Source organism: Arthrobacter sp. G.S.26 (assembly GCF_050847375.1).
Lineage (GTDB): Bacteria > Actinomycetota > Actinomycetes > Actinomycetales > Micrococcaceae > Arthrobacter.
The window spans coordinates 1,356,854-1,369,376 of record NZ_CP193752.1 but is presented as its reverse complement, the minus strand read 5'-3'; the positions used below and the strand labels follow the sequence as shown (position 1 = coordinate 1,369,376).

Sequence of the window (12,523 nt, the reverse complement as noted above, 5' to 3'; positions counted from 1 at the left end):
TCGGTGGGAGCCGGTGGGCCGGTCCCTGGGTGCAATGCGGTGGTGCTGGCTATCCGTTCGGCATGCCATTGGGCGGGTTGCAGCCGCGGCTGGAGGTGTCGCAGCGGATCCAGTTCCCGGCGGCCATGCCGCTGGTGAGGTGGTACCAGATGCCGGACGGGTTGTTGGAGGTCTTGTACCAGACCTGGTACCTGTCCGTATCCGCTGACGCGCCTGCGTCCAGCCATTTGCCTGCCCCGTTGCACTGGGACGGGTTGCCGGCCACGAAGCTGTCGGTCCCCTTCCTCGGTTCGGTGCAGCTGCGGGTCGGGGTGGCGGTGATGCTCCAGGACGTGGGCGGCGGCGGGGTGGGGTTGTCTCCAGACTTTGCGTTTGCCTGTCCCGGCGCCCCGGGCACCACGGTGACGGCCCGGACCTGGAGGGTGCGGCTCTGGTTCCAGCCGCCGGCGGAGCGGTCAAACTTGTTGGTTTTGCCCACGTTGGTCCAGCCGCCGCCTTCGTAATTGACCTCGTAGTGGCTGAGCGCGCGTCCGTTGGTGGCCGGGTTGTTCCAGGTCCAGTGCACGTCGCCGTCGCCCTTGGCGGACGTGCCGCCGTTGACGTTGGGGGCATTGGGCGGGCCGTAGGGGTTGGCGGCGCCCACCGGCTTGGCGTCCCCGGAGATGTTGTTTTTGGTGGACGTGGCGATGATGGTGACGGTGATGTCCCGGCCGTCGGTCATGCCAGTGATGGTGGCGCCGCCGGCCGGGATGGGACCGCTCCGGCCGTCGGCGTTGTAGCTGTAGCTGATCTCACCTTGGGTGGAGCCGTTGCGCTGTGCCTGCGTGAGCGGCTCGAAAGTCACCTGGAGCTGCCCGCTGGTGCCGTTTTCCCTAACCGATCCGCCGCTGACCTGGCCCGGTTTTCCTGCTGCCCGGATGGCCGCGGACTGTGCACTGGGATCGCTGGTACCGGCCTTGTTGGTGGCCGTGACCGTGAAGGTGTAGTTGCTTTCCGAGTTGTCCACCGTGACGTTCTGCGAGGTGCCGGTGACCTTCTGGCTGGACACGGCGGCACCGCCGCGGAAAGTAGTAAGGGTGTAGCTGGAGACGGCGTCACCGTTGTTGTTCGGCGCCGCCCACGCCACCTTCAGCTGGCTCTGCGCCCCCACGGACCCTGCCTGGGCCGCGGTGGGCGCGGCAGGCACGGCCGGCGGTCCGGCCGGGACTTCCGCAGCGGAGTAGGGGCTCCATTCCGAGGGGTCCTTGGCGTCGTTGCGGGCCAGGACCCGCACCTTGTAGGAGACGCCGTTCTTGAGGCCCTTCCAGACGTAGCTCACGGCGGTGAGGTTCTGGATCTGCGCGTTTTGTCCCGGCGGCGCAGGCGAGATCTCCAGGTCGTAGGACTTCACCGGTGAGCCCTTGCTGGCGGGCGCCGCCCAGGCGACGGAGAGCTGCTTGTCGCCGAACTTGAGCGACGGCGCCAGCGGGGTGTCCGGCTTGACGTCCGGGCGTACCTCCGCGGAGGCCGGCGACCGGTCCGACTCGCCGAACTCGTTGGTGGCGGTGACCTCGAAGTTGTACTTGGTGTTGTTGGTCAGCCCGTTCAGGGTGCATGTGTTGGCCGGGCAATCCTGGCGGAAACCGCCGGCGCCGTACACGGTGTACTTGGTGATGGCGGCGCCGCGGTCGGCCGGGGCCGTCCAGGCCAGCAGCGCTGTCCGGTCCCCCACGCTTTGCGCCTGGGGCGTGGCCGGGGCCAACGGCTTGTCCTTGACGGTAAGCCGGATCCGGGCGGTGGCCTGGCGCGACGGGTCGTTGGTTTTGTCCGCCACGGTGTAGCTGACCACCATGGTTCCGGTGAAGCCCGGGGCGGGGGTCACCACCACGGAGCCGCCGTCGACATCCACATTGCCGCTGCCGGTCTCCGCGCCGGCGGCCGTGATCTTCAGGGCCGTCTCGGGGAAGGGGTTGGAGTCGTTGGCCAGGACGTTGACGGTGACGGGCTTGCCCGCTGCTGCGTTGGGTTCCAGGTCGTCGTTGGCCACCGGCTTGGGCCGGTTGGAGGCGGTGACGGCCAGTTGGTAGGTGGCGGTGGCTTCGAGGCCGCGCGGGTCCTTGGCTTTGACCTGGACGGCCGCGGTGGTTCCGGTGGCGCTGGATCCCGCCGACGCCTTCAGGACGCTGCCGTCCAGGGACGCGCTGAACCCTGCGGGCGCGCCGCCCTGGATCTCGTAGCTCATGTTGTCCGCGTCATCGCCATCCGGGTCGGAGGTCAGGCTGCGCAGGTCCAGGCTGGCGGAATCCCCCATGGGAACGTCAAGGGCCGAGCCCAGGAGTTCGGGCGGGTTGTTCCGGTTGGGGTCCGGCAGCACCCTGGTCCGGATGCTGAGGGTGGACTTGAGCCCATCGGGGTCATCGGGTCCGCTGCCGTCGGTAACTTCAAAGGTCATGGAGCCCGGGCCCACGTAGTCGATTCCGGCGGTGTACTTCAGGGACGTGGCGCTGCCGGCGGTGGGGTCGGCGCCGTCGGCCCCGATGAACTTGATCCGGTCAGCCTGCGTCAGCCGGGGTGACCGGCCGTCGCGGACTTTGACCCATTCGGTGAGGTCCACCGTGGCGGACTGGCCGGCGATGACCTCCACCACGTCGTCCTTGGCCAGGGTGGGCACCTGTTGGCCGAGGCCCGGAACCCAGATGACCGCCGTCGACTGCTGGCCGTCCACGTCTTCAACGGTGTAGGGAATGAGCTGCGGCGCTTCGGTGAGTTCAACAATCACGTTGCCGTCGGCGCCGGGCCGGGCGGTGGGGGCTTCGGTGGCGACCACCAGGTTTTCGCCTACCCCGTCCGGGTCCTCGTCATTTTTCAGGACCGGAACGTCCACCGCGGTGCGGCCCATGGTCTGGGCGGAGGTCACCCGGTCATCGCGCGCAATCGGGGCCTTGAGCGGGACGTCGTTGTCCACCACCACGCGGATGGTGGCCTGGGCGGTGGCGTCCCGGTCATCGGAGACGGTGTAGCGGACGTTGACGGTGCCGGCCTCCTCCGGGGCCAGGAGGATCACGCGGCCGCTGGTTTTGCTGACGGTGGCCTGGAATGCGGGATCGGCCTCGATGCCATCGGTCCGGATCCGGACAATGTCGCCGTCCGGGTCGGTGTCGTTCCTGACGGCATCGACGGCGATCTGCCGCCCCGGGCGAACGCGGACCTCGTCGTCCACGGGGGTGGGCTTCTGGTTCACTTCGCCGCGCGGAGCGATGCCAACTGTCACGGTTCCGGTATTGACGGCACCCTGGCGGTCCACCACTTTGTAGCGGAACGTGTCAGTGCCGGCGCCGTCGCCGGCGGCCGTGAAGTCGATGAAGTTGCTGCCCACGGTGGCGGTGCCCATGGCCGGCGTGCTGTCGATCCCGGTCAGCTGGACGGAGTCGCCGTCGGGGTCGATGCCGTCCAGCGGGACGGGGATCCTGACGGTTCCGGCGGCCACCACGCGGGCGGTCAGGTTCAGCGGCTGCGGCCGGGAGTTTTCGGCGCCTTCCAGCGGCAGGATGTGGATGGTGACCGCGGCAGCGCTCTTTTGGCCCTGCGGGTCCACGGCGTTGTAGATGGCGCGGACGGTCTTCGGTTGGCTGCCCGCGATGAACCGGAGCGTGTTTTCCGAGACGAAACCCTTGCCGTCCGCCGCGTCAACTGCCTGCGGCAGGACGGGGTCAACGGTCAGTTCCTGTCCCTGCGGGTGGGTGTCGTTGTCCAGCACGGGGATGGTCACCACGTCGTTGACGCGGACGTTCACCTCATCCGGTTTGGGCTGCGGCGCTTCCACCACGGCCGGGGCCGGCACGGGCACCACCGAGACGCTGCCGGTGGCGGATTTGGTGCCGTTGGACATGGTGTATTCGAACAGGAGCGGGTCCTTGGTCCCCCGGATGTCGGTGATGCGCAGCACGCTGTGGTCGATCACGGAGACGGAGACGGGCGCGTTGTCCGGCAGTTTGACGGATTGCAGCACCAGGACGCCGCCGGAGGGGTCGGAGTCGTTGGCCAGCGGGTCCAGCAGGACGTTGCCGCCGGTGGGCATCAGGGCAACGTCGTGCACGGCGACCGGGTTGCCGGGGTCGTTGCCGGATTCCACATCCACGCGGACCAGGCCCTGGCTGCTTTGCGGGCCGTTGCTGGCGATGTAGGTCAGGTAGACGGGCCCAGGGGTGGTGCTGCGGAAGACGAAGGTACCGCCGTCCGTGACCGGGCCCAGCTCGGCCGGCCCGTTGGCTTCCACCTGGGCCAGCCGCAGGGCGCCGCCGTTGGGGTCCACGTCGTTTTTCAGCGGGGCGATTACCAGGTCCTGGCCCACCACGGCCGTGACGTGGTCGGCGTTGACCACCGGGGCCAGGGCACCCGGCGGCTGGACGTTGACCACCACCTTGCCGGTGACGGTGTCGCGGCCGTCCCAGATACTGACTTCCACGCTCTTTTTTCCTGCGGTGGCGCCGGAGTCCTGGAACGTCAGCAGGCCGTCGCGGCGGACCTTCACCTGGTCCTGGTCGTTGTCCGCCTTGGCGTCGAGGAGGACCAGGTCGTCGCCGTCGGGGTCGATCCAGTCGGTGAGGATGTTCTGGCTGACGGTCTTGCCCTGCTCCACCAGGATGGTGGTGTCTTCGCCGCGTTTAAACTGCGGCGGCTTGTTGTCGTTGGGCCCCACCACGGTGAGGCTGACCTGCCCGCCTGCCGAAAGTCCGCGCCCGTCCGAGGCGTTGTAGCCGAACGTTTCGGTGCCCGGTTTGGCGTCGGCCGGGACGGCGACCTGGAAGGCGGTACCGCCGTAAATGCTGTCGAGGGTGCCGGCCTGCGGTCCCGAGCCGGCCAGGGCGGCGGTGAGGACGTCGCCGTCGGGATCCGAATCATTGTCCAGAACGCTGAGGATGGTGGTCCTGCCGGGGCGGACGCCGATGGTGTCCGGTTTGGTCTCCGGCGGCCGGTTGGGTTTGGTGCGGTCCGGCAGGACGTTGATGGTGTTGTTGTCCGCGGACTCCTGGTCCTGTTCGTCGGATTCGTTTTTGGGCGGGACCACGTCGTCCCAGTTGTTGACCAGGAGCATGTTCTGGTTCACCAGCCACACATTGCCCGAATTCACGTCATTGAGGACCACCAGGTCCCGGTTCACCCGGAAAACATACGACGGCGACGCACTCGCCTTCGGCACGGCCACGTTTTTATCATCAGCATCATTCACGCAGTCCCGGACGTATTTGTTCGCCCCCGACCACGCAGCATGCACACACCCGTCCAACTGGACCGGAGCCGCCGGCACCCCCTCACCGTCAAAACCCACCGTCTTCGCCGTACCACCATCCAGGGGCTGCTTCAGCAACGCCTTCTGCGTGGCAACCGCCACAAAATCACTCGCCGGACCGGACGCCTGCAGCTTCGCGTCCCGCGCATCCGCCAGGTCCAACTGCCTGCCACCGGGCAGGAACAACCTCCCGGCAGCAGCATCCAGAACAACGGGCTGGTCCCCCACCACCGTCAGCTGAAGATCCCCCGCACCCTTCAACGCATCCCACGTCTCGGACTCCGACGAGAGCACCACTCCATTGGCATCAACACCGGTCACCGTCACCACGCCAGACTCCGGGTCCACCGAATAAATCCGGTCATCGGCACCCACGGCGGAAACCATGCCCTCGGCGCCCACCAAGACGGGCTCAACGGATTCCTCGTCAAAACCATTGACCGTGGACGGCGAGACGGCCCAGACCTTTCCGGAGGCCGGATCGGTCACCGAGATCACCGCGGTACCAAAACTCACCTCCGCAGCACCGGGGAGCTGTTTGTCCCCGCCCAGGCGCATGTTCGCCGGCGAGACCTGGTTCAGCGTGGAGCCTGCCTCGTCATCAACAAACACGTCGCCTGCGTGTTGGAGGACATCGAACGTTGTGGACGCCGGCGTCACCGCACCGTCCAGCACCCGGGACGGGTAATTCAACCGGCCCACGGCGTTCTTCGCCTTCGACACCACCCACACACCGCCGTCGTTCAACTCCACCTCAGTGGTTTTGAACCCGGGATAGAGGATGGCACCTGTCACCACAACAGCCACTGCAGCACCAAACGCGGTGCCTGCGGCGATTTTTTTGTGGCGCCTTTTCAGCCCAAGTTTCCCCAGCAGTGATGTCAAAGCGGTATCGTTCCCTCGATCGTGCAGCCGCCCCAAAAGCGGCACGCCCAAGGGCCCCGAGCGGGCCCCGTATCCCGGGCCAGCCTACCGAACGTGCCGGGCCCCTGCGATGGGCAGAGGTCCCCCCGCCACTGACCTGCGACAACGTCCGTGGCGTGGCTCAGCATGGCTGCGCACCCAGCCCCGCCGGGTCCGGCAGGTTGGTGTGGCCGGCGATGATGTAGCGGCCCACGTTGCGGTATGAACCCGGCTCGAGCCGCCACCAGCGGACCACTCCGTTGCCGGACCAGTTATCGTCCTGATCGATGTAGCACTTGACCACCAGTTTGCCCTGGGTGGCGGTTGCCATCCAGGGCGGGGTGTCGCCGCCCTGGCCGTCGCAGTCCGTATAAGGCCTGGGCCGGTAGTTGGAACCGCCCAGGGTGTAGCTGCAGGAACGGACCACGGCGGTGGACATGGTGGTTTCCCATAGCCCCTGCTTACCGGATATGGCGGAGGCGGAGACCACACCGCTGCCGGTGCCCACGGAGTTGATGGTCTGCACGTCGATGGTCCGGCTCTGCTCCCAGCCGCCGGTATTAATGGTGCGGGTGCCCGACGCTGCGACGTTTTCCCAGGCGCCGCCGTTGATCCGGATCCGGGTGGTGGCAACGTCATTGCTCCCCGTGGACGGGGAGCCCCACGACAGCTTGACGCTTTGGTCGTTGACGGCCCCGTTGGTACCGGCGGCGGAAGGGGTTCCGGGTGAGCCGAAGGGAGTGGCCGTGGCAGGTGCGCTCGCGTCCGAACTGGGCGCGACGCTGGAGACCGCGGTGACGGTCACGCTGACGGCCTGGCCGTTGGGGAAGCCGCCAATCACGTCGCCGCTCCGGATGGGTCCGGACCGGCCGCCCGCCCGGTACTGGTAGCTGATTTCGCCGGGCGCGGACCCGTTGCGCTGGGCGGCGGTGAGGTTGTTGAAGGTGACGGTGAGCTTCCGGCCCGCGCCGCCTGTGTCGGCGGGCACCGCTGCCACGCCTGTGACCTGCCCGGGTTTTCCGGTGGCGCGCCGCGGCGCGGACGGGTTGCTGGCCGGGCCCTTGCCGGCTTTGTTGTCCGCCTGGACGGTGAACGTGTACGCGGTCTCGGAGTTGTTGGCTTCGAAAACGGCGGACCGCACGGACCCGGAAACGGTCTGGGTCTTGGCTGCCCCGCCGCCGCCGGTCATGGTGACGTAGTAGTTCCTGATCGGGTCGCCGTTGGTGTTGGGCTGGTCCCAGGTCACCTGCAGCTGGTTGCTGCTGCCCACGGACGCGGCCACTGCCGTGGTCGGCGCCGCGGGCGCCGCGGGGACACCTGCGGGGTTGTCTTCAGCGGAGTAGGTTCCCCAGTCCGAGGGGCCCAGTTCGTTGACGGCCTGCGCCCGGACCTTGTACTTGACCCCGTTGGTGAGCCCTGGCCAGGTGTAGTTCAAGCCGGTGACCCCGGTCTTGACCGCCACACCGGAGGCCGGCGGCGGCGAGATTTCCAAAGTGTAGGACGCCACTGCCGAGCCTTCAGTCCTGGCTGCGGGCCAGGAGATGGCCATGTCCTTGTCCCCGGCTTTGACCGTGGGCGCCTCGGGCGGCGAGGGTTTCTCATCGGGCCGGATTTCGTTGGACGGCGCGGAGGCTGCGGAGTCCCCCACCTCGTTGGTCGCCGTGACCGTAAAAACGTACTTCACGTCGTTGGTCAGCCCGCTGAGGGTGCAGGTGGTGGTGGGGCACTCCTGCGAGAAGCCGTTCGTGGATGTCACGGTGTACTTGGTGATGGCTGCGCCGTTGTCCGACGGCGGCGCCCACTTGAGCACCGCGGTCCGGCTCCGGACGTCGGTCGCGGTGGGCGCGGAGGGGGCGTCGGGGGCGTCGCGGACGGTGATCCGGACCCGGCCATCGACCTGCCGGGAGAGTTCGTTGGTTTTGTCGGCCACCGTGTAGCGGACCACCAGCACACCCTTGAACCCGTCGGCCGGGGTCACGGTGATGGAGTCGCCGTTGGCTGCAGGCTGGCCCTGTGCCGAGCCCGTCTCCACGGTAGCCCCCACAATACGAAGCGGGGTATCGCTGAACGGGTTGAAGTCGTTGCCCAGGACATTGACGGTTTCGCTCCGGCCGGCGTTGGCTTTCTCGACTACATCGTCGTTGGCCACCGGCATGGGCCGGTTTGAGGCCACGTGGCGCACCTGGATGGTGGCCGACACCGGGGCCGACCTGCCGTCCGTCACGGTGGCCTGGAGGTTTCCGGCCACGCCGACGCCCACGTCGTTGCCCGCGCTGACGGTCAGCACGGTGCCGTCCAGCTTGGCCTGGAAGCCGGGGGGCGGTGTGCCCTCTAGGGCATACACCAGGTTGCCCTGGTCGCGTTCGTCCACGTCCGCTGCCAGCGGGGCCAAATCAATGGTTCCGGTCTCGGTTTTGGGAACGTCCACCGAAGCGCCTCGGAACGTGGGCGGGGTGTTGGCTTCCTCGGGATCCGGGATCACGCGGGTCATGATCACCAGCGTGGATTTGAGGCCTGCGGGGTCATCGGGCCCGTCGCCGTCGGTGACCTCGAAGGTGATGGAGCCGGGACCTGCGTACCCGGCGCGGGCGGCGTAACGCAGGGCGTCGCCCTCGCCCACAATCACGCCGTCGGGGGAACCGCCCAGCACCGTGACCGCTTCCGCCACGGTGATCCGCGGCTTCCTGCCGTCCCGGACGCGGACGTAGTCGGCCAGGTTCAGGGTGACGTCCTTGCCCGCCATGACTTCCACGGGGTCGGTGTTTGAGAGTGTCGGGTACTGCGCGCCTTGGCCGGGAACCCAGATCACGGCGGTGGCGCTGAGGCCGTCGGCGTCGGTGACGGTGTAGGGGATGAGCTGGTCTTCAGGGGCCAGGTCCACCAGGACGGTGCCGGTGCCTGTGGCCCTGGCGTTGGGGTTGCCGTCCGGCAGGGTGATGTCCAGTTCCGAGGCCACCCCGTCCGGGTCCGAGTCGTTTTTGAGCACCGGGACGTCCACCGCGGTTTTCCCCAGTGTTTCGGCCAGGGTGACCCGGTCGTCTTTGGCGATGGGACGCTTGAGTTCTGCGTCCGGGCTGATCCGGATCCGGATCACGGCGCCGGCCTGGGCTTTTTTATCGTCCTGGATCTGGTAGCGGATGCTTTCGTTGCCGGCGGCATCCGGTGCGGTAAAGAGGACTTTGGCGCCGTCCACCACTTCCACTTTGAGCCCGGGCGCGGCTTCGAAACCGTTGCTGAGCAGGGAGATGGGGTCGCCGTCGGGGTCGGAGTCGTTGGCCAGGGCATCCACGGCGACGTTCCGGCCGGGCCTGACGTCCACGGCGTCATCCACGGCGATCGGCTTCTGGTTGATGGCCTCCGGCGGGGCGATGCCCACAATCACGGTCCCCGTGTTCTCGGCACCGATGCGGTCCCGGACCCGGTAGGTGAAGGTGTCCGTGCCGGCGCCGTCGCCTGCGGCCGTATATTCCAGGTAGCCGTCGCGGACCACGGCCGTGCCCATGCCGGCGGCCTTGTCAATGCCGATCAGCTGGACCGAGTCGCCGTCGGCATCGATGCCGTCCAACGGCACGGGGATCTTAACGGTCATGCCGGTCACCACGCGTCCCGTGAGGTTTTTGGGTTCGGGCCGGGTGTTGCGTTCGTCATCGCGCGCCAGGATGCGGATGGTGACCTGCTGCGAGTCCTCCTGGCCGGTGGCGTTGCGGACCTTATAGATGGCGTAGACCGTTTTGGGCTCGGGGCCGGCAATGAAGCGGAGCTGGTCGCCTGCCACAAACATCCGGCCGTCCGCCGCGTCGGGTACCTGCGCCAGTTCGGGCACCAGGGTCAGCGCGCCGCCGTTCGGTTCGGTGTCATTGGCCAGGACCGGGATGGTCACCACGTCACCTGCGCGGACCACCGCTTCATCGGGTTTGGCCTGCGGTGCCTGCAGTTTGGTGGGGGCGGGCACCACCACAACGGCGATCTCGCCCACGGCTGAGGCCCGGCCGTTGGAGATGGTGTATTTGAGGCTCAGCTGGCCTTCCGCCCGGATGTCGGTAATGCGGACCACCGAGTGGTCCAGGACGGACACACTCACGGGCAGCGCGGAATCGGCGGTCACGGACTGCACCACCAGCACACCACCGGAGGGATCGGAATCATTGCCCAGGACGTCCACCAGGACGTTGCCGCCCGTGGGGAGCAACGCAATGTCCCGCACGGCCACGGGGGCGCCTGCGGTGTTTCCGGGCACAACGTCCACACGCACCAGTTGCTGGGCGCTGGCGGGGCCGTTGGTGACCAGGTACTCCACGTAGTGGGATCCCAGGGCGTCCGAGGTGAAGGTGAAGGTCTGCTGGTCGGCGCCGATGGACACCCGCGATTGTTCATCCGGGGTGGCCTGCGCCAGGCGCAGCGTGCCGCCCTGCGGGTCGAGGTCGTTCTTCAGCGGGGCGATGACGGTTTCGGTGCCCGCCACGGCGATGACGTGGTCGGCATTCGCGATGGGCGGCAGCGAACCGGGAGCGCGGACGTCCACGGTGATCCGCCCTTCGGTGCTGGTCCGGCCGTCGGAAATCTCCACGGTAAGGACTTTCCGGCCCGGGGCCGTGCCGGAATCCTGGAAGGTGAGCTGCCCGTCCGGCCGGATGCGGACCTGGTCCAGGGCATCCGGGCTGGCAGCGGTCACCGCGAAGAGGTCGTCGCCGTCGGGATCCAACCAGTCGGGCAGGATGTTCCGGGTCACCGATTTGCCCTGCTGCACCACCAGGGTGGTGTCCCGGTTGGGTTTCTGCGCGGGTGCCGCGTTTTCGGTCACCGGAACGATCCGGAGCGCCATGTCGGCCGTGGCGGAGAGCCCGCGGCCGTCGTCCACCGTGTACTGGAAGGAGTCGCTGCCGGTCCTGTCAGCGGGGACGGACACCTGGAAACCGGTGTCGCCGTAGATGGTGGACAGGTCGCCGGACCTGATTTCGCCGGGCGGGCGGACGGTGAGGATGTCGCCGTCGGGGTCGGTGTCGTTGTCCAGGACCGGCAGGATGGTGGTGCGCCCGGGGCGGACGCCGAACGAATCCGACTGCGCCACGGGCGGGCTGTTGGGTTTGCTCCGGTCCGGCAGGACTGTCTGCTGGACCTGGTCGGCGGAATCCTTGTCCGCATCGTCCGAGGTTTCCTTGGGCGGAATCACGTCGTCCCAGTTGTTGACCAGGAGCATGTTTTGGTTCACCAGCCACACATTGCCCGAATTCACGTCATTGAGGACCACCAGGTCCCGGTTCACCCGGAAAACATACGACGGCGACGCACTCGCCTTCGGCACGGCCACGTTTTTATCATCAGCATCATTCACGCAGTCCCGGACGTATTTGTTCGCCCCCGACCACGCAGCATGCACACAGCCGGCCAACTGGACCGGAGCCGCCGGCACACCTTCACCGTCAAAACCCACCGTCTTCGCCGTACCACCATCCAGGGGCTGCTTCAGCAACGCCTTCTGCGTGGCAACCGCCACAAAGTCACTCGCCGGACCGGACGCCTGCAGCTTCGCGTCCCGCGCATCCGCCAGGTCCAGCTGCCTGCCACCGGGCAGGAACAACCTCCCGGCAGCAGCATCCAGAACAACGGGCTGGTCCCCCACCACCGTCAGCTGGAGGTCCCCCGCACCCTTCAACGCATCCCACGTCTCGGACTCCGACGAGAGCACCTCTCCATTGGCATCAACACCGGTCACCGTCACCACGCCGGACTCCGGGTCCGCCGAATAAATCCGGTCATCGGCACCCACGGCGGAAACCATGCCCTCGGCGCCCACCAGCACCGGCTCCGTCGCTTCTTCATCAAAGCCGTTAACGGTGGACGGCGAGACCGCCCACACCTTCCCCGAAGCGGCATCCGTCACCGCCAAAACGGCGGACCCGAAACTGACCGCAGCAGCACCCGGCAGCTGCTTGTCCCCGCCCAGGCGCATGTTGGCGGCGGACACCTGGTTCAGCGTTGAACCCGACTCGTCATCAACAAACACCTCGCCGGCGTCCTGCAGGATGTCAAAAGCCGTCGACGCCGGCGTCACCGCACCGTCGAGCACCCGGGACGGGTAATTCAACCGGCCCACGGCGTTCTTCGCCTTCGACACCACCCACACACCGCCGTCGTTCAACTCCACCTCAGTGGTCTTAAACCCCGGATACACCACGGCGCCAACAACAAGGGCCACCAGGGCGAGGCCGAAGACGGTACCGCGAAGGGCGGCGGACCGGCGGAAACGGTTAAAGGCGGCGGCTGGTGTGCGGCGCGCGCGTGGTTGTCCGCTGCGGCTCATAAAAAGGTTCCCCCCGGTTGGTCCCCGCCTTGCCGGATTCGGGCATAACG

At 67.6% G+C, this 12,523-nt stretch carries 2 protein-coding genes; both read right to left on the bottom strand.

What is annotated here, in order from left to right:
- Positions 1-49: 49 nt before the first annotated feature.
- Positions 50-6,154: an Ig-like domain-containing protein gene (locus ACRB8A_RS06225; protein ID WP_432245838.1), complete on the bottom strand. Its 6,105-nt coding sequence runs from the start codon at positions 6,152-6,154 to the stop codon at positions 50-52.
- Positions 6,155-6,314: 160 nt separating this feature from the next.
- The gene (locus ACRB8A_RS06220; protein ID WP_432245837.1) at positions 6,315-12,473 is read right to left on the bottom strand and encodes an Ig-like domain-containing protein; all 6,159 of its coding nucleotides are present in this window, start codon (positions 12,471-12,473) and stop codon (positions 6,315-6,317) included.
- Between the last annotated feature and the right edge of the window lie 50 nt (positions 12,474-12,523).

Coding starts and splice junctions, on each gene's coding strand:
- ACRB8A_RS06220 (WP_432245837.1), bottom strand. CDS start 12,473: ATGAGCCGCAGCGGACAACCACGCGCGCGCCGCACACCAGCCGCCGCC.